Consider the following 19,625-nt stretch of genomic DNA (forward strand, 5'->3'; position numbering starts at 1 on the left):
ATTAATTTGCTAAGTCTATCAGATATTTACCGTATTCGGTTTTTCCCAACTTCTCGCCCAGAGCTTTCAGTTGGGATGAAGAAATCCATCCGTTACGCCAAGCTATTTCTTCAATACAGCTCACATAAAACCCCTGGCGATTCTGAATAGTGGCTACAAAGTTGGATGCCTCAAGCAGGCTGTTGCAGTTTCCCGTATCCAACCAGGCAAAACCGCGCCCGAAAAGTTCCACTTTCAGCGTTCCCTCACCGAGATATAATTTATTCAAATCAGTTATTTCATATTCCCCCCGGACAGAAGGTTCCAGAGCAAGTGCCTTTTCCGTCACCGTGGCATCATAAAAATAAAGTCCGGGTACCGCATAGTTACTTTTAGGTACAGCCGGCTTTTCCTCTAACGAAATCACCTTTCCACTTTCATCGAACTCCACTACTCCGTAAGCACGAGGATCTTTCACATAATATCCAAAGATACAAGCTCCCTTCTCAAGAGTAGCCGCCCGGCGAAGCATGGCTGAGAAACCCTGCCCATAAAACAAATTATCTCCCAATATCAGGCAACCCGGTTCGCCATCCAGAAAGTCAGCTCCCAATACAAAAGCCTGAGCAAGTCCATTCGGCTGTTCTTGCACCTGATATGAAAAGGACATTCCAAACTCCTCACCGGTACCCAGAAGTTCACGGAACAACGGCAGGTCACGGGGAGTAGAGATAACCAGCACTTCCCGTATTCCGGCCAACATCAATGTAGAAAGCGGATAGTATATCATCGGCTTGTCATACACCGGCATCATTTGCTTCGATATGGCTTTTGACAGCGGATAGAGTCGGGTGGCACTGCCACCGGCAAGAATAATTCCTTTCATATTTTGAACATTATGAGTTACGGGCTACAGGTTACAGGTTACATACTGTAATAAACAATACATAAGTTTCTCGCACAGTTACTTGTAATTTGTAGCACATTGCTTATGGCTTACATCTCTCAAACCTGTGACAAAGAACGGAAAGAAATCTGACGTGACAAAATAAAAATACAAATTTATTAACCGGCCAGTTCAATCACTTCCAAATCCTTGAACACACCATTATCTATGGCAAAACGGACCATTGTACGTACTTTATGAAATCCGGACATTCCCGCAGCACCGGGATTGATATGAAGCATGTCCAGTGTCTTATCATATTTTACCTTTAATATATGCGAGTGTCCGCTGATAAACAACTTAGGTGGATGTACCAATAAGCTTCCCTTGACAGACGGGTCATAATTTCCAGGATATCCCCCGATGTGCTTCATCAGCACTTCGGCACCGTCCACCGTAAAACGATTCACCTGAGGAAACATACGGCGAATTTCCTGCCCGTCAATATTACCATACACAGCACGGAAAGGGCGGAAAGCCGCCAATTTCTGCGCTACCTCCACTGAACCAATATCTCCGGCATGCCAGATTTCATCGCAAGTTTCAAAATATTGCAAGTATTTTTCGTCCCACCAGCCGTGTGTATCGGACAATAAACCAACTTTTGTCATACTTTCTTTGTTTATCTCTGCAAAGGTAACTATATTTGGGCAAACCTTATATGCAAATGGGAAACAAATACCAATACTTTAAGAGAGATATCAGTTGGCTGTCATTCAACTACCGGGTACTTCTGGAAGCTGATAACGATCGATTGCCACTCTACGAACGTATCAATTTTATCTCTATTTATTCTTCCAACCTGGAAGAATTCTATAAAATCAGAGTAGCCGACCACAAAGCTGTTGCCTCCGGCGTAACAGAAGGATCAGAAGAATCCCAGCAGTCAGCCAAGGTTTTGCTGGAAGAAATCAACAGGGAAGTGAACCGACAACTGGAAGACCGTATCCACATTTATGAAAAGAAGATTATACCTGCATTACGCAAAAACCATGTCATCTTTTACCAAAGCCGTAACGTTGAGCCTTTTCACCAGCAGTTCGTAAAAGACTTTTTCCGCGAAGAGATATTTCCCTACTTGCAACCGGTACCGGTATCCAAAGACAAAGTGATCTCTTTTCTACGCGACAACCGGCTCTATCTGGCTGTCCGCCTGTTTCTGAAAGGCACAAAGAAAGAAGATGCCAACCATTTGCAATACTTTGTAATGAAACTGCCATATAGTAAAGTGCCCCGTTTCATCGAACTGCCCAAACATGGGAAATATTATTACCTGATGTTTATCGAAGATATCATCAAAGCCAATATTGGTGTCATCTTCCCGGGCTACGAAGTGGACTGTAGTTATTGCATCAAGATATCGAGAGATGCCGACATCATGATAGACGATACCATCAGCAGCGTCGATTTGGTGGAGCAAGTAAAGAAAAAGATTAAAAAACGCAAGATAGGTGCCGTATGCCGTTTTGTATATGACCGTGCCATGCCTGACGATTTTCTGGACTTTCTGGTAGATGCCTTCCGAATCCAACGTGAAGAGTTGGTACCGGGAGACAAACATCTGAATCTGGAAGACCTGCGCCATCTGCCCAATCCCAGCCATTCTATTCCCCGGATGGAGAAACCTGTACCGATGAAACTGAACCGGCTGAATGATAAGGAGTCTATTTTCAGTTACGTAGAAAAGAAAGATCTGTTATTATACTACCCTTACCACTCTTTCGACCATTTCATTCATTTCCTTTACGAAGCCGTGCACGATCCCGAGACCCGGGAGATCATGGTGACGCAATATCGGGTAGCGGAAAATTCGGCTGTCATCAATACCTTGATTGCCGCGGCACAGAATGGCAAGAAAGTAACGGTATTTGTAGAACTCAAAGCCCGCTTTGATGAAGAAAATAATCTTGCCACTGCCGAAATGATGAAAGCCGCCGGCATCAATATCATATATAGTATACCGGGACTGAAAGTTCACGCCAAAGTGGCCCTTATACGTCGCCGTAGTTTCAACGGAGAAAAGATTCACAGCTATGCTTACATCAGTACCGGCAATTTCAACGAAAAGACAGCAACGCTATATGCGGACTGCGGATTATTCACCAGCAATCCGGTCATCGTACATGACCTTACCAACCTCTTCCGTACCTTGCGCGGTAAAGAAAATCCCAAGTTCACCCGGCTGCTCGTGGCCCGTTTCAATCTGATTCCCGAACTAAACCGATTGATCGATAAGGAGATCGAACTGGCCGAGAAAGGAAGAGGCGGCAGGATTATTCTGAAGATGAATGCCTTGCAGGACCCTATCATGATTGACCGACTCTATGAAGCGTCACAAAGGGGTGTAAAAATAGACCTGATTGTGCGGGGCATTTGTTGCCTGATCCCCGGACAGGAATACAGCCGTAACATACGTGTCACCCGTATTGTAGACAGTTTCCTGGAGCATGCCCGCATCTGGTATTTCGGTAACGCCGGACATCCCAAAGTATATCTGGGTTCACCCGACTGGATGCGCCGAAACTTGTACCGGCGAATAGAAGCCGTGGTGCCTGTCCTCGACAGTGAATTACGGGAAGAAATCGTCGACATGCTGCATATCCAGCTATCAGACAATCAAAAGGCCTGCTTCGTTGACGAAAAGCTGAATAACATATTCAAATTCAAAGCAAGTGCTGCACCGGTCAGGGCACAGTATACCTTTTATAATTACCTTAAAGAGAAGAATGAAACATTTCTGTAACATGTATGACATTTCTCTGCAATACGAAAATCCGTCCTTTGCAGCCAGAAATAACATACACATTTATGGAGACAATTTATCTATGTATCATTATCTTCCTATTCGTGCTTGCCGTATTCGATTTGATGGTCGGCGTAAGTAACGATGCGGTAAATTTCCTGAATTCGGCTGTCGGAGCGAAGGCGGCATCTTTCAAAACAATATTGTTTATAGCCGGTGCCGGCATCTTCATCGGGGCCTCCTTATCAAACGGCATGATGGACATTGCAAGACACGGCATCTACCAACCGGAGCATTTCTACTTTGCCGAAATCATGTGCATCCTGCTTGCCGTAATGCTGACGGACGTCGTCCTGCTCGACGTTTTCAACTCAATGGGAATGCCTACCTCCACCACCGTTTCGATGGTATTCGAACTTCTCGGAGGTACTTTTGCCCTGGCACTGATTAAAGTGCACAACAGCGACACGCTGGGACTGGGAGATCTTATCAACACCGACAAAGCCCTGTCCGTCATCATGGCAATCTTTGTCTCAGTTGCCATTGCCTTCTTCTTCGGTATGCTTGTACAGTGGTTGGCACGTATGGTGTTTACATTCAATTATAAAAACAAGATGAAATACAGCATTGCCCTGTTCGGTGGCATCGCTTCCACTGCCATCATCTATTTCATGGTAATAAAAGGATTGAAGGACAGCTCGTTCATGACTTCTGAAAACAAGCAGTGGGTACAAGAAAATACAATGATGCTGGTAAGCTGTTTCTTCGTCATCTCTACCATCCTGATGCAGATATTACACTGGTTGAAAGTAAATGTATTCAAAGTAGTTGTCCTGCTGGGAACTTTTGCATTGGCATTGGCATTTGCGGGTAACGACCTTGTCAACTTCATCGGTGTACCTTTGGCTGGTTACTCTTCTTTTATGGATTATACAGCTAACGGAACCGCTGTAGGTCCTGATGGTTTCCTGATGACCTCACTGATGGGTTCAGCCAAAACACCGTGGTACTTCCTGATAGGTGCCGGAGCCATCATGGTATATGCCTTGTGCACCTCCAAAAAAGCACATGCAGTAATCAAGACTTCAGTAGACCTCTCCCGCCAGGATGAAGGAGAAGAGAACTTCGGAAGCACACCGATAGCACGTACCTTGGTACGCTTCAGCCTCACGCTTGCCAACGGCATTTCACGTATTACTCCCGAAAGCGCCAAACGCTGGATGGATACCCGCTTCCGCAAAGACGAAGCCATCATAGCCGACGGAGCAGCATTCGACCTGGTTCGTGCCTCTGTCAATCTGGTACTTGCCGGCCTTCTGATCGCCGTGGGTACTTCACTGAAACTCCCCCTCTCTACCACTTATGTTACTTTCATGGTGGCCATGGGTACTTCACTTGCCGACCGTGCCTGGGGACGTGATTCAGCCGTTTACCGCATCACAGGTGTGCTAAGTGTCATTGGCGGATGGTTCATCACAGCCGGAGCCGCTTTCACCATCTGTTTCTTCGTTGCTATGATCATCCATTTCGGAGGCAGCATTGCCATCATCGCACTGATCGGACTGGCAGCATTCACATTGATCCGCAGCCAGTTGATATACAAGAAGAAAAAAGAAAAGGAAAAAGGCAATGAAACCCTGAAACAACTGATGCAAGCTACAAGTAGCCACGAAGCCTTGTCGTTGATGCGCAAACACACACGTGAAGAACTGGGCAAAGTATTGGAATATGCAGAACAAAACTTCGAACTGACCGTCACATCGTTCTTACACGAAAACCTCCGCGGACTACGCAGAGCAATGGGATCTACCAAATTCGAAAAACAACTGATCAAACAGATGAAACGCACCGGGACTGTAGCAATGTGCAAACTGGATAATAACACCGTACTTGAAAAAGGACTTTATTACTATCAGGGAAATGACTTTGCCAGTGAATTGGTATACAGTATCAGCCGTCTGTGCGAGCCCTGCCTTGAACATATCGACAATAACTTCAATCCGCTGGATGCCATCCAGAAAGGTGAATTCGGAGATGTAGCCGAGGACATCACCTATCTGATCCAGCAATGCCGCCAGAAGTTAGAAACCAACAATTACAATAACTTTGAGGAAGATTTGCGCCGTGCAAACGAACTGAACTCACAACTCTCACATCTGAAGCGCCAGGAGTTACAGCGTATCCAGAGCCAAACAGGCAGTATTAAAGTGAGCATGGTTTATCTGACCATGATTCAAGAAGCACAAAACGTAGTGACTTACACGATCAATCTAATGAAGGTAAGCCGTAAATTCCAAATGGAAACAGAAATCTGAAAACAAATATCCTCTTAAAATAAATAGGGCTGATTTCATTATTGAAGTCAGCCCTATTTATTTTAAGAGGATATAATCTTACCATTTAATCTCGGGGAAATAACTATTCAGGCAATTCCGGAGAGCACTTACCGTAATGGGCTTTACCAGCACCTCGGTTGCACCGGCCTCGATGGCATTATCCCGGTCCGAACTGAAGGCATAAGCAGTCTGCATGATGATAGGCAGGGTAGCTCCTTGTTGACGAATGATCCGGGTTGCTTCCAGTCCATTCATAATCGGCATCTTAATATCCATTAAAATAGCCCACGCTTCTTTTCCGTGATCACGGTATAAATTCAGCATTTCTTCACCGTTCTTTGCCCATAGAATGTCGCATTTTTTACCGATAATAGCTTTAATCAATTTGAAGTTACTATCATCATCTTCGGCCACAAGAATAAGAGGACGAAGACTTTTTATTTCTTCATTTTCCATTTTATATAATAGGTTTACTTTTAATTCTACATTCAATCTTATTCGATTCAGCCCGCAAGGTATAAAAAAAAATCATAGTTTTGATTATCTTTGCGGCTAAAATTTAAAGAAGCGATATGATTTCAGTAGACGGATTGGCCGTGGAATTCGGCGGAACCACTTTATTTAGCGATATTTCATTTGTCATTAACGAAAAAGACCGCATCGCGCTCATGGGAAAAAACGGTGCCGGCAAAAGTACCTTGCTCAAAATTCTGGCAGGAGTACGCCAGCCTACCCGTGGCAGAATATCTGCCCCTAAAGAGTGCGTCATTGCTTATCTGCCCCAGCACCTGATGACAGAAGACGGACGGACGGTTTTCGAAGAGACAGCGCAAGCTTTTGCCCACCTTCACGAGATGGAAGCCGAAATAGAACGTATGAACAAAGAGTTGGAAACACGCACAGATTATGAAAGCGACAGCTATATGGAGCTAATAGAAAATGTGTCGGCCCTCAGCGAAAAGTTCTACGCCATCGATGCCACCAACTACGAAGAGGATGTAGAAAAAGCACTGCTCGGTTTAGGATTCATGCGTGAAGACTTCCACCGGCAAACAAGTGACTTCAGTGGTGGATGGCGGATGCGCATCGAACTGGCAAAACTTTTATTGCAAAAGCCGGATGTACTTTTATTGGACGAGCCTACCAACCATTTGGATATCGAATCCATCCAATGGCTGGAGGATTTCCTGATCAATAACGGAAAGGCGGTAATTGTCATCAGTCACGACCGAAAATTCGTCGATAACATTACTACCCGCACCATCGAGGTGACCATGGGACGTATTTACGACTACAAAGTAAACTATTCCAAATACCTGGAATTGCGTAAAGAACGCCGCGAACAGCAACAGAAAGCCTATGAAGAACAACAGAAGTTTATCGCTGAGACAAAAGACTTCATCGAACGCTTCAAAGGTACCTACTCGAAAACACTTCAGGTACAAAGCCGTGTAAAAATGCTTGAGAAACTGGAAATATTGGAAGTGGACGAAGAAGACACATCAGCATTGCGCCTGAAGTTTCCACCTTCCCCACGTTCGGGAAACTATCCTGTCATTATGGAGGGAGTAGGTAAAACCTATGGTGACCATGTTGTTTTCCGAAATGCCACACTTACAGTCGAACGCGGAGATAAGGTAGCATTTGTCGGCAAAAACGGCGAAGGTAAATCAACGTTGGTAAAATGTATCATGAACGAAATAGAACATGACGGTACCCTGACGTTGGGGCACAATGTGCAGATAGGATACTTTGCGCAGAATCAGGCATCGTTACTGGACGAGAACCTGACTGTATTCCAGACTATCGATGACGTGGCCAAAGGAGAGATACGTAATAAAATACGTGACCTGCTGGGAGCATTCATGTTTGGCGGACCGGAAGAGTCGATGAAAAAAGTAAAGGTACTCTCGGGAGGTGAGCGTACACGCCTGGCCATGATCAAGCTGTTGCTCGAACCTGTAAACCTGCTGATTCTTGACGAACCGACCAACCACCTCGACCTGAAAACCAAAGACATTCTGAAACAGGCGCTGAAAGATTTCGATAGTACACTGATTGTAGTATCACACGACCGCGACTTCCTGGACGGGCTGGTGACCAAGGTATATGAATTTGGCAACAAAAAAGTAACAGAACACCTGTGTGGCATTTATGAATTCCTTGAAAAGAAAAAAATGGATTCGCTGCGGGAGCTGGAGAAATAAAATTGCCGCACCTTATCTTATTTAATATTTGATAACTAACATATGGTAACTTTTACCCGTTTAATTAAAACAGAGAGGTACAAACCCCATTTTAATCAACTAAAAAAGAAACTGTATGAAGAAATTAGTTTTCTGTGCTGCTTTTGTTGCAGCAATGTGTATGGCCGGTACTACTGCCCAAGCTCAGGACGTGAAAAAGAAAGAAGTCAAAAAAGAGCAATGTGACAAGAAAGACGGTAAAGCATGCTGTAAAAAGGAAGAAAAAGCATGTTGCAAAAAAGAAGCTGATAAGAAAACATCTGACGGATGCAAAGAAAAAGCCAATTGCAAAACTAAAACCGGATGTAAAGACGCCCAATGCACCAAAGACAAAGGAGGAAAGAAAAAATAAACGTTTCTGACGTTCTCTTCTGAAAAGACAAGTAGTTATCTGCTTGTCTTTTTGTTTTTTAAGTAACACTGTTTGTTTTTTACCCGATGATAGACTATCTTTGTGGCTCAATATAAAAATAAGAATGAGGAATAAACGGTACATACTCTCTTTTCTGCTCTTCATCAGCATTATTATGCTGGTGGTACCTGTCATTCCCCATCACCACCATGCCAACGGCGTGATTTGCATGAAAAACGACGTGACACCGGAACCCCAGTGTCCCAGACACCATCATCATCCGGGCAACGATTCGTGCTGCAATGACGGATGTATGACACGTCTCAATTCGCCAACCCCATCCGTACAGGCAGACAACAGCCCTCACTATCTGTTTACTGCCATCTTATTTACGGACCTTATCATAGAGAATTTATTCAAGCCCCAAGAGCGGCGTATTAAGAATTATTACGCCTACCGGGAATCTCTTCACAGCACGGTTATCAACTGTGCCTTCGGCCTTCGTGCCCCTCCATACCCTGTTGTATAGGCTTATAAGCCCTATTTCGTAAGGTTAGGAATCTACTGACCGTTGGTTTAAAATCAATGGGATATTCCTTTAAAACCAACAATGCCTTGTTTTTAAACCAAAGGCATTTGGTTTAAAACCTACACAGATATACTTCCCAGAATCATCAAAAGTAAAGAATTTATATCATCATGAAGAAACTTATCTTTATGGGAATCCTCGGATTGTTTATCCTGGGTTCCTGCAACAGTAAATCGGGTGGCAACCACGAAGGCCACGACCATGGAACAGAAGCACATGACCACGACCATGAAGGTGAAAACCACAATCACGAAGGCGAAGATCATGAAGGGCATGATCACGAGGGTGAAGAACACAGCCAAGGTACCGAACCGGCAGCCGGACACAGTGACGAGATCATCCTGCCGAAAGTAAAAGCTGAAGCAGCCGGAGTGAAAACAAGCGTCATCGCACCGGAAGCTTTTGAACAAGTGATAAAAACGAGCGGGCAAGTGCTGGCTGCACAAGGAGATGAATCCGTAGCGGTAGCTACTGTGGCCGGTGTCGTTAGTTTTCGCGGTAAAGTGACCGAGGGCATGAGTGTGGGCAAAGGCACTGCATTGGTGACCATTTCATCCAGCAACATTGCCGATGGCGACCCGGTACAACGTGCCCGCATCGCCTACGAAATATCCAAGAAGGAGTACGAGCGTATGCAAGCACTTGTAAAAAACAAAATAGTATCCGACAAAGAGTTTGCACAAGCAGAACAAAATTATGAAAATGCACGTATCAGTTATGAAGCACTTGCCAAGAATCATTCGGCAGGCGGACAGGCTGTGGTTTCCCCTATTGCCGGATTCGTAAAGAATATCCTGGTGAAAGAAGGAGATTACGTGACCATCGGCCAGCCATTGGTCAGCGTTACACAGAACCGCCGTCTCTTCCTGCGAGCCGAAGTTTCGGAGAAATACTATCCGTCTCTGCGCACCATCGGTTCGGCCAATTTCAAGACACCGTATGATGATAAAGTATACGAACTGAAAGGATTGAACGGCCGCCTTTTGTCATTCGGCAAATCGGCCGGCGACAATTCATTTTACGTGCCGGTCACTTTCGAATTCGACAATAAGGGTGACATCATTCCGGGTTCGTTCGTTGAAGTATACCTGCTGTCGTCACCCATGGAAAACGTGATATCGCTTCCACGCACCGCACTAACCGAAGAACAGGGCCTATTCTTCGTCTATCTGCAACTGGATGAAGAAGGATATAAGAAACAGGAAGTCACCCTCGGAGCCGATAACGGCAAGAGCGTACAGATACTTTCGGGTGTTAAAGCCGGTGACCGGGTAGTGACCCAAGGTGCTTATCAGGTAAAACTGGCTTCAGCAAGCAACGCAATACCTGCACACAGTCACGAACATTAAAAGATTTACGATTGGAAGATTTACAATCGAAGTAAGTCCGGCAATCATAGGTTACAAACTATAAATAAAGAATATTGTGTTAAATAAAATCATACATTTCTCACTTCAGAACCGTATCCTGGTGCTTGTAGCCTCGGTACTGTTGCTGATTGGCGGAACTTATACCGCCATGCATACCGAAGTAGACGTGTTCCCCGATCTCAATGCCCCGACGGTGGTCATTATGACCGAAGCCAACGGTATGGCAGCCGAAGAGGTGGAACAACTCGTGACTTTTCCCGTAGAAACAGCCGTAAACGGTGCCACCGGTGTGCGCCGTGTACGTTCGTCTTCGACCAACGGATTCTCTGTCGTATGGGTAGAATTCGACTGGGGAACCGACATATACCTCGCCCGCCAGATTGTAAGCGAAAAGCTGGCCATCGTAGGCGAAGAACTTCCTTCGAATGTAGGTAAACCGACACTGGGACCACAGTCGTCCATTCTGGGTGAAGTCCTGATTGTCGGATTAACAGCCGACTCGACTTCCATGCTCGACCTGCGCACCATTGCCGACTGGACCATCCGTCCGCGCCTGCTCTCTACCGGAGGTGTAGCACAGGTAGCCGTATTGGGAGGTGAATTGAAAGAATATCAGATTCAACTCGATCCGGAACGTATGCGTCATTACGGTGTATCGATGAACGAGGTGATGACCGTTACCCAGGGAATGAACCTGAATGCAAACGGAGGAGTACTTTACGAGTATGGCAACGAGTACATTGTACGCGGCGTACTTTCTACCGCCAAAGTAGATCAGTTGGGCAAAGCAGTGGTAAAAAGCATCAATAGCGTACCCGTACTGCTGGAAGACATAGCCGATGTCCGGATTGGCCCGAAAGCTCCCAAACTGGGTACCGCCTCGGAAAGAGGAAAACCCGCAGTACTGATGACCGTCACCAAACAACCTTCCACCAGTACGTTGGAACTGACCGATAAACTGGAAGCTTCACTGAAAGACCTGCAAAAGAATCTGCCACCGGATGTAAAGGTATCTACCGACATTTTCCGCCAGAGCCGTTTCATCGAGAGCTCCATCAGCAATGTAAAGAAGTCACTCTTTGAGGGCGGCATCTTTGTAGTCATCGTCTTGTTCCTGTTCCTTGCCAATGTTCGGACTACGGTCATTTCACTGGTGACACTGCCTCTCTCACTGCTTGTCTCCATCCTTACCTTACACTTCATGGGACTGACCATCAATACCATGAGTCTGGGAGGTATGGCTATCGCCATCGGTTCGCTGGTGGACGACGCCATTGTCGATGTAGAAAACGTATACAAACGGTTGCGTGAGAACCGCCTCCTGCCCGAGAGTGAACGCCTTTCGGTTATCCAGGTGGTATTCAACGCTTCCAAAGAGGTTCGTATGCCTATCCTGAACTCTACGCTGATTATTGTCGTCAGCTTTGTGCCTCTCTTCTTCCTTTCCGGTATGGAAGGACGCATGCTGGTTCCGCTGGGCATTGCCTTCATCGTAGCATTATTTGCCTCGACGATAGTGGCATTGACACTGACCCCGGTACTTTGCTCTTATCTGCTGGGTAAAGACAAAGGGGACAAACTCCCGAAAGAGGCCCTCGTAGCGCGCTGGATGAAAGGAGGGTATGAAAAAGCACTGACTTGGGTATTATCCCACAAACGCGTAACTTTAGGAAGCACCATCGGGCTATTCATCATCGCTCTGGGATTCTTCTTCACTTTGGGACGCTCGTTCCTTCCGCCGTTCAACGAGGGGTCGTTCACTATCAACATCAGTTCGTTGCCGGGTATCTCACTCGAAGAGAGCGATAAGATGGGACACCGTGCCGAGGAACTTCTGCTATCCATCCCCGAGATACAGACAGTGGCCCGCAAGACCGGACGTGCCGAACTGGACGAACATGCCTTAGGTGTGAACGTATCGGAAATAGAAGCGCCATTCGAACTGAAAGACCGCTCGCGTACCGAACTGATGGCGGATGTACGAGAGAAATTAGGTACCATCACCGGAGCAAATATCGAAATAGGACAGCCCATCAGCCATCGTATCGACGCTATGCTCAGTGGTACCAAAGCCAATATCGCCATCAAACTGTTCGGTGACGACCTGAACAAGATGTTCTCTCTGGGCAACCAGATAAAAGGGGCTATCGGCAACATTCCGGGCATCGCCGACCTGAACGTAGAACAGCAGATCGAACGTCCGCAATTGAAGATCACCCCCAAACGGGAAATGCTGGCTAAATATGGCATTACTCTGCCGGAATTCTCTGAATATATTAATGTGGCATTGGCCGGTGAAGTGATTTCGCAAGTATACGAACAGGGTAAGAGCTTCGACCTGATTGTGAAAGTGGAAAACAATTTCCGTGACGAAGCCGAAAAGATACGCAACCTGATGGTAGACACACAGGACGGAAAGAAAGTGCCGTTGAGTTACATTGCCGACGTAGTTTCGGCTATGGGGCCGAATACCATCAACCGCGAAAACGTAAAACGCAAAATCGTCATTTCTGCCAACGTAGCCGATCGTGACTTGCGAAGTGTGGTAAATGATATTCAAAAGCAGGTGGACGAACAAATCAAGCTCCCCGAAGGTTATCACATCGAATACGGCGGACAATTTGAAAGCGAGCAGGCAGCCAGCCGCACTCTGGCACTGACCTCATTCATGTCCATTGTAGTGATCTTCTTGCTGCTGTATCATGAGTTCCGCAGCGTGAAGGAGTCGGCGGTCATCCTGATAAACCTGCCTCTGGCACTGATCGGAGGTGTGTTTGCCTTGCTGATCACAACGGGAGAAATCAGCATCCCGGCCATCATCGGTTTCATTTCGCTGTTTGGTATCGCCACACGTAACGGTATGTTGCTTATCAGCCATTACAACCACCTGCAACAGGTAGAAGGATTGGGAGTATACGACAGCGTTATCCGTGGGTCACTCGACCGTCTGAACCCGATTGTAATGACAGCCCTCTCGTCCGCTCTGGCACTGATACCGCTGGCATTAAGCGGAAGTCTGCCCGGTAACGAAATTCAAAGTCCGATGGCAAAGGTAATCCTGGGCGGTCTGTTGACGTCGACTTTCCTGAACGGATTTATTATCCCAATTGTTTATCTGATGATGAACGGAAAAAGAAAATAATAAAAGGCCTCACTCCTGAGAGTGTGTCATCATGCACCACAGATGTGGAACTCTGTGATACTCTGTGGTGAATACGAATTTCGATATACCCTCAGAGATGTGAAGCCATAAACCCCAATAATCATATGAAACGAATAACCATACTTGCCGCCACCCTCTTTGCGCTATCCGGATTGCAGGCACAAACCGGTATAGACGGGGTACTGCGCAACATCGAAACCAATAATAAAGAGTTGCAAGCCAACGCACAATTGATTGCCTCACAAAAGCTGGAAGCCCGGACGGACAATAATCTGCCTGACCCTACCCTTTCGTATGCCCATTTGTGGAACAACAAAGATAAGAATAATACGATCGGTGAGCTTGTAGTCTCCCAAAGTTTCGACTTTCCGAGCCTGTATGCCACCCGCAATCAACTGAACCGACTGAAGTCCGGTGCTTTTGACGGGCAAAAAAATGTATTCCGCCAAAGTATCCTGTTACAGGCTAAAGATGTTTGTCTGGATATCATCATGTTGCGCAAGCAACAACAGATACTGGCAGAACGTTTGCGAAACGCCGAGGAGCTATCTGCCATGTATGCCAAACGTTTGCAAACAGGAGATGCCAACGTGATCGAAACCAATAAGATCAATCTGGAACTGCTGAACGTGAAAACAGAAGCATCGTTAAACGAAACGGCCCTTCGGAATAAAATACAGGAGCTGACTGCACTGAACGGAAACATACCGGTCGTGTTTGAAGACTCCGACTATCCGGCTGTTATCTTTCCTACCAATTACGAAGAACTGAAAACGGAAGTTCTGGCATCGGACTACACACTGCAGGCACTCAACAGTGAAAGTGCCGCCGCCCGCAAACAAATCACAGTCAACAAATCGCAATGGCTTCCGAAGCTGGAACTGGGATACCGTCGGAATACCGAATCGGGCGAGCCTTTCAACGGAGTTGTCGTAGGTTTCTCATTCCCCCTGTTTGAGAACCGCAACAAAGTGAAGATAGCCAAAGCACAGTCACTGAACATCGACTTGCAACGGGCCAATACTTCGGTACAGGTGGAATCGGAACTGACACAACTTTACCGCGAAGCCCACACACTACGTACTTCAATGGAAGAATACGAGAAAACCTTTCAGGCACAACAGGATTTATCTTTGCTGAAACAAGCACTGACAGGCGGACAAATCAGTATGATAGAATATTTTGTAGAAGTATCGGTAGTATATCAGAGCAAACAGAACTATCTGCAATTGGAGAACCAGTATCAGAAGGCCATGGCAAAGATATATAAGAATAAACTATAAGAGTTGGGTTGCCCCCCCTTTTCACCACAGATTACGCAGATTAACATAGATTGAATTGCAAGCTGTTGATTATCAAAATGAATTATCTATGAGAATCTGTGTAGTCCGTGGTAAAAAAGACTTTTGACACCTCAACTGAAAGTCCGTCAGAATATCCGATAAGATAACTGGAAGTTCAGTACGGGATAAGCCTTAAAGTTTTTCAGGAATTTATTGAAACGGCTCAGTTCCTGGTCAACCGCATCTTCCACGATCTTTCCGGTAGTTGCTTCAATCTTCGGATTGCCATGGAACATAGCTCCCAATTCGAACTTGAAACCTACGCGTGAGTGAGCCACCGAACGCCCGAATCCGAGTCCGACGTAAGGCTTCACGGCATTGGTTTTCAGAGCAGCTTCCACACGTCCGTCCGCTCCCGGCTCGATGATAATATCTCCCACCTCAATCCGTTCGTCTGTCTCACCCGACACTTTCAGGATGGACGATGTTCCGAAAAGCAGTCCGGCAGTCACATGGAAGACTGATCTTCTGAACGGGAAATAATCAAGCAACACCATTCCGTTTGCCATATTTGCTTTGGCCTTCAAAGGAACCGTATAATATCTATCCGTATCCTCATTACCGACACGGGCATTTGCCGGCAACGGACCTTCATAGGTTCCGTCATAATCATAATTATAATTGAACTTCAACAAAGAGAATCCGGCACGAAGTCCCAGATAATCGTTCAACGGAGCAGCCACCTGCAATCCTCCTCCCAGTGTTCCCGCATTCAGCGAAACAGATAAATGACTGAAAGGTTTTACCCTTTCCGTACCAGTCTGAGCCATAGCCGGAACACCTATACTAAAAGCAACCAGCCAGACCAAAAGATGATAAAAGTTTGTTTTCATTAATAAGCTTGTTTGTGTGAATATTGAGTGAACTATCATAATGTCCGTATGTCCTCGGGCAAATATCCGCTTCGGATACGCCACTCTTGCGGATAAAGATTATTGGCGCGATTGCCGATGTTCTTCACAAATCCTAAAGGTGTCTTTTTATAAGTGACCAGCACGTATCCTCTGGGAACAGAAGGGGAGAGGGTGATGGCTTCTTTCCGCAGATAGGCAATGGCTTGTTCGTAAGTCAGCTCTTCGGTCGGGAAAAGCGATGTTTCCAGCAGACGGCTCATGGCAAGCCCATGTGCCGGAATCAGATCTTTCCCTTTGACTTCGGCTACTTCCGTGCCTGCCTGGACAATGCGGAGAGACGAACGAAGCATAGCTAAATCATCCAGAAAAAGTGCAGGAAAAGCAGTAATCACAGCACCGTTCACCAACAAATCATATTTGTCGGAAGTTGGCAACCAGCCTCTGGCAACGGCCAGATTCTCCTTGGATACCGATGAAGCAGCCGTTTCACCTTTCGGCTTCTTTTTCTTCGGAAAATGGAAGCCTCCATCCGTTTCTTCTGCTTCTTCCGGCTTGCGAAGCACGGCGAGGAAAAAACCTTCTCCCTGTGTTTTATGAGGCAGGAAGCGGTAGACAGGCGCATCGGCCCCGACGAGCAAACCACCGGTAATGTTCCACTCTTCGGGAACGGTAAGCGGCAGCGGTTCTGCTCCGAATTCCTGCCTGATCCAGGCAATGTTCTCTTCGTCTTCCCGAGTATTATAGGTACAGGTACTGTAAATCAGGATTCCTCCCGGTTTCAGACAAGGCCAGATGTCGGTGATAATCCTGCGTTGGCGTTGCCAGCAGATTTCCACGTTTTCAGGGCTCCACTCTTCTATGGCACCGGGATCTTTACGAAACATCCCTTCACCCGAACAGGGCACATCAGCCAATATGACATCGAAGAAGGAACCGATCCGCGAAAAATCAGAAGGGTCATTATTGGTAACCACAACATCGGGATGTCCCCATTTCGTCAGATTCTCTGCTAATATCTGCGAGCGGTTACGGATGACCTCGTTGGCCACTAACAGGCTCCCGTCCGGCAACAGGCTGCGGGCATGAGTAGACTTCCCCCCGGGAGCGGCGCAGAGATCGAGCATCTTCACCGGAGCCGTGACATACCGGCGCAACACCTGTTCCACAAACATCGACGAGGCCTCCTGCACGTAATAGCATCCGGCATGAAAAAGGGGATCGAAGGTGAACGTCAGCCGCTGATTGAGATAATATCCTCCTGCCGCCCAGGGAATGCGCCCTGAAATGGAAGAACAGGACAGCGAATCAGTAAACTTGCTGTTCAGCCGGACACTAACAGGCGGCTCTTGCTCCAATGCAACGGATAATTTCTGATACTCTTCATCCCCCATCAGCGCACGGGTCGATTCGATAAATGATATAGGTAATTTCATTCTCCTTTATTATAAGATATAAAACCGATCGGATTACGGGATTTCCCGTCCGGTCGTTTGTCGTTGACCTGCAACTCGGCAATTGCCTGATTAATCAATTCTAATTGCATCCTCGTATCTTCATTGATGTCATTGTAATCGGCAAATGCCCCTTCTACATATTCTTTTAATTCTTTGATTTCATTTTGCAACCTGGTGATATCATTCACCGGAAGAGCCGAAACCAATTGGCGGACAGCCACAAAAGCGCGCATAATGGAGATATTCACTTCGATGGCAATATCACTGTTCAACACCCCGGAAAGCATGGCCAGCCCCTGTTCGGTAAAAGCAAAAGGAAGCTTGCGGGTACCTCCCCAACTTGATATCACAATTTGTGACTTCAAGATTTCCCATTCTTCCGCATTCAATTGGAACATAAAATCGACAGGAAACCTTTTACTATTCCTCTTTACTGCCTGATTCAGAACACGGGTTTCTACCTGATACAACCCTGCCAGATCAAAATCCAGCATCACTTTCTGCCCCCGTATCTCGTAAATCTTGCTCTGTATGATTTGTAGCTCCATCACTTTTGTGTATTAATAGCTGCAAATATCAAAAATATTTCGTCTCTTTGCAACTTTCTGCACTATGAACTACGTCTAACAGACAAATAAACAAAAACAATTAAAAAACAACAGTAATATGAAACGTATCTTTATCGCTTTGATGGTAGCTATGACCTTCTGTTCGCTGGCAATGGCACAGAACCAAACCATCACCCAAAACAACAATGACTCTTCAGACTCTACCTTCGTTGCTGAATACACGGACATTGTGGACAGCAGTACCGTAGACACCGACTACCAGAGCAGCAGCTTCGATTTCGGAAACGAATTTCCGTTCAATATGGGCAAAGGAGCTATTAACGGAGGTATACTGACAGGTTTAATAGTCGTCATACTGATATTCGGATTCCCTTTCTTTATCGTATTCGTTGCTTTCTACTTCCGATACAAAAACCGGAAAGCAAAGTACAAACTGATGGAACAGGCACTGGCAACCGGACAACCCCTGCCGGAAGGAATCTTCAAAGATAGCCTGCCACAGGACTACCGGACGAAAGGCATCAAGAACATCTGTACCGGAATCGGACTGTTCATCTTCCTTTGGACCATCACAGACGAATTCAGCATAGGATGTATCGGATTGCTGGTGTTGTTCACCGGAATCGGGCAGTGGATCATCTCACGCAACCAGCAGCACGGACGCCCGGAAGACCCTTTCACAACTCCTACACACAGAGACGAAACCCAGAATGAACAGAAATGAGCCAGCTCAATGATATATCGTTAGTCGCACAGGTCGTGGTGTTCAGAAACACCAGGGCCTTCGACCAATTGGTACAGAAGTATCAGTCGCCCGTCCGGCGCTTCTTCCTGAACCTGACCTGCGGCGACAGCGAACTGAGCGACGATCTGGCACAAGATACGTTTATAAAAGCCTACACAAACATTGCAAACTTTAAAAACCTTTCAAGTTTCTCAACATGGCTTTACAGAATTGCTTATAACGTATTTTATGATTATATTCGCAGCCGAAAGGAAACAACGGATCTGGATGCCCGTGAAGTGGATGCTGTCAACAGCACCGAACAAGTGAACGTGGGCGAACAGATGGATGTTTACCAATCACTCAGAACGCTGAAAGAAATAGAACGCACCTGTATCACTTTGTTCTATATGGAAGATGTCAGTATAGAAAAGATTGCGGGAATAACGGGATGCCCGGTAGGAACGGTCAAATCGCACCTGTCGAGGGCTAAAGACAAATTGGCAATTTACTTAAAACAAAACGGTTATGACGGAAACAGATGATAAACTCCTGAAGCAATTCTTCAGCGAGCAAAAACAAGAAGTAAAAGATAATGGGTTCAGCCGCCGCGTCATGCGTAATCTACCGGGACGAAACCATCGGTTGATCCAGGTATGGGGAACGGTCTGCACAGTATTGTGCGTCATCCTGTTCTTCGCCTTCGGAGGTCTGCAAGCCACTATCAGTACGCTGCGCGAAGTTTTTGTATCCATGGTACAACACGGGCTTACGGCGGGATTCGATCCGAAATCTCTCTATATCGCCATTCTGGTACTCGCTTTCTTCGGAGCACGCAAGGCATGGTCTATGGCTTGATGCGGAGATAATCCGGAAGCGGTACAGAGATTTGTGCGCAACAGCCCTAAAAAAACAGGTAAAAAACTTGCTTTCAGGATCAGAATGCGTTATCTTTGT

17 protein-coding genes are annotated in these 19,625 nt (G+C 46.2%); 11 read left to right on the forward strand and 6 right to left on the reverse strand.

Features of this window, described 5'->3' with window-relative positions; translation table 11 throughout:
• Position 1: 1 nt before the first annotated feature.
• Both rfbA and DBK98_RS22310 read right to left on the reverse strand, forming a co-directional pair.
• Positions 2-865 carry a glucose-1-phosphate thymidylyltransferase RfbA gene (gene rfbA / locus DBK98_RS22305; protein WP_005808254.1) on the reverse strand — a complete coding sequence of 288 codons (864 nt, stop codon included), beginning with the start codon at positions 863-865 and terminating at the stop codon, positions 2-4.
• 179 nt (positions 866-1,044) lie between these two features.
• A complete protein-coding gene (locus tag DBK98_RS22310) occupies positions 1,045-1,536 on the reverse strand; it encodes a metallophosphoesterase (protein ID WP_005808255.1) in 492 nt (163 codons plus the stop codon).
• Between the two features lie 56 nt (positions 1,537-1,592).
• On the opposite strand from DBK98_RS22310, the gene DBK98_RS22315 reads away from it, so the two are divergent.
• Positions 1,593-3,668 carry an RNA degradosome polyphosphate kinase gene (locus tag DBK98_RS22315; protein WP_005808256.1) on the forward strand — a complete coding sequence of 692 codons (2,076 nt, stop codon included), beginning with the start codon at positions 1,593-1,595 and terminating at the stop codon, positions 3,666-3,668.
• Between the two features lie 65 nt (positions 3,669-3,733).
• Positions 3,734-5,983, forward strand: a complete 2,250-nt coding sequence (locus tag DBK98_RS22320; protein ID WP_005808257.1) for an inorganic phosphate transporter — start codon at positions 3,734-3,736, stop codon at positions 5,981-5,983.
• Positions 5,984-6,061: 78 nt separating this feature from the next.
• Here the strand turns inward: DBK98_RS22320 and DBK98_RS22325 are convergent, their stop codons facing one another.
• Complete coding sequence (locus DBK98_RS22325) at positions 6,062-6,460, reverse strand: response regulator (RefSeq protein WP_005781227.1); 399 nt, start codon at positions 6,458-6,460, stop codon at positions 6,062-6,064.
• 116 nt (positions 6,461-6,576) lie between these two features.
• On the opposite strand from DBK98_RS22325, the gene DBK98_RS22330 reads away from it, so the two are divergent.
• The 6 genes from DBK98_RS22330 to DBK98_RS22355 all read left to right on the forward strand — a co-directional run bounded on the left by DBK98_RS22330 (position 6,577) and on the right by DBK98_RS22355 (position 15,007).
• The gene (locus DBK98_RS22330) at positions 6,577-8,211 is read left to right on the forward strand and encodes an ABC-F family ATP-binding cassette domain-containing protein (protein ID WP_032535445.1); all 1,635 of its coding nucleotides are present in this window, start codon (positions 6,577-6,579) and stop codon (positions 8,209-8,211) included.
• A 115-nt stretch (positions 8,212-8,326) separates the two neighbouring features.
• Positions 8,327-8,602, forward strand: coding sequence for a hypothetical protein (locus DBK98_RS22335; protein ID WP_005781230.1), 276 nt, complete (start codon positions 8,327-8,329; stop codon positions 8,600-8,602).
• A 124-nt stretch (positions 8,603-8,726) separates the two neighbouring features.
• Positions 8,727-9,131 carry a DUF6769 family protein gene (locus DBK98_RS22340; protein WP_005781232.1) on the forward strand — a complete coding sequence of 135 codons (405 nt, stop codon included), beginning with the start codon at positions 8,727-8,729 and terminating at the stop codon, positions 9,129-9,131.
• Between the two features lie 170 nt (positions 9,132-9,301).
• Entirely contained in the window at positions 9,302-10,540 is a 1,239-nt protein-coding gene (locus tag DBK98_RS22345) for an efflux RND transporter periplasmic adaptor subunit (RefSeq protein ID WP_022011676.1), read from the forward strand.
• 76 nt (positions 10,541-10,616) lie between these two features.
• Positions 10,617-13,703, forward strand: coding sequence for an efflux RND transporter permease subunit (locus DBK98_RS22350; protein WP_032535446.1), 3,087 nt, complete (start codon positions 10,617-10,619; stop codon positions 13,701-13,703).
• A gap of 125 nt (positions 13,704-13,828) precedes the next feature.
• On the forward strand, positions 13,829-15,007 hold the full coding sequence (locus DBK98_RS22355) for a TolC family protein (protein ID WP_005781236.1): 1,179 nt from the start codon (positions 13,829-13,831) through the stop codon (positions 15,005-15,007).
• Between the two features lie 146 nt (positions 15,008-15,153).
• On the opposite strand, the gene DBK98_RS22360 is transcribed toward DBK98_RS22355, so the two are convergent.
• Genes DBK98_RS22360 through DBK98_RS22370 form a run of 3 tightly spaced genes read right to left on the reverse strand, consistent with a single transcriptional unit; the run spans position 15,154 to position 17,923 of the window.
• Positions 15,154-15,900 carry a hypothetical protein gene (locus tag DBK98_RS22360; RefSeq protein WP_005781237.1) on the reverse strand — a complete coding sequence of 249 codons (747 nt, stop codon included), beginning with the start codon at positions 15,898-15,900 and terminating at the stop codon, positions 15,154-15,156.
• A gap of 35 nt (positions 15,901-15,935) precedes the next feature.
• Positions 15,936-17,354, reverse strand: a complete 1,419-nt coding sequence (locus tag DBK98_RS22365; RefSeq protein ID WP_032531959.1) for an rRNA cytosine-C5-methyltransferase — start codon at positions 17,352-17,354, stop codon at positions 15,936-15,938.
• Positions 17,351-17,923 (reverse strand): ORF6N domain-containing protein, encoded by a 573-nt coding sequence (locus DBK98_RS22370; RefSeq protein WP_022011680.1) that lies wholly within the window; start codon positions 17,921-17,923, stop codon positions 17,351-17,353. Before DBK98_RS22370 ends, DBK98_RS22365 begins: the two co-directional genes overlap by 4 nt.
• 118 nt (positions 17,924-18,041) lie before the next feature.
• Between DBK98_RS22370 and DBK98_RS22375 the strand changes: the two genes are divergently transcribed.
• The 3 genes from DBK98_RS22375 to DBK98_RS22385 are packed head-to-tail and all read left to right on the forward strand — an operon-like array spanning position 18,042 to position 19,526.
• Positions 18,042-18,668: a DUF6249 domain-containing protein gene (locus DBK98_RS22375; RefSeq protein ID WP_005808272.1), complete on the forward strand. Its 627-nt coding sequence runs from the start codon at positions 18,042-18,044 to the stop codon at positions 18,666-18,668.
• A complete protein-coding gene (locus DBK98_RS22380) occupies positions 18,665-19,213 on the forward strand; it encodes an RNA polymerase sigma factor (protein WP_005808274.1) in 549 nt (182 codons plus the stop codon). The genes DBK98_RS22375 and DBK98_RS22380 overlap by 4 nt, the downstream gene beginning before the upstream one ends.
• Positions 19,197-19,526, forward strand: coding sequence for a DUF5056 domain-containing protein (locus DBK98_RS22385; RefSeq protein WP_032531961.1), 330 nt, complete (start codon positions 19,197-19,199; stop codon positions 19,524-19,526). Before DBK98_RS22380 ends, DBK98_RS22385 begins: the two co-directional genes overlap by 17 nt.
• Positions 19,527-19,625 lie beyond the last annotated feature (99 nt).

The sequence above is a fragment of the Bacteroides sp. PHL 2737 genome, from assembly GCF_004115325.2.
GTDB lineage: Bacteria > Bacteroidota > Bacteroidia > Bacteroidales > Bacteroidaceae > Bacteroides > Bacteroides hominis.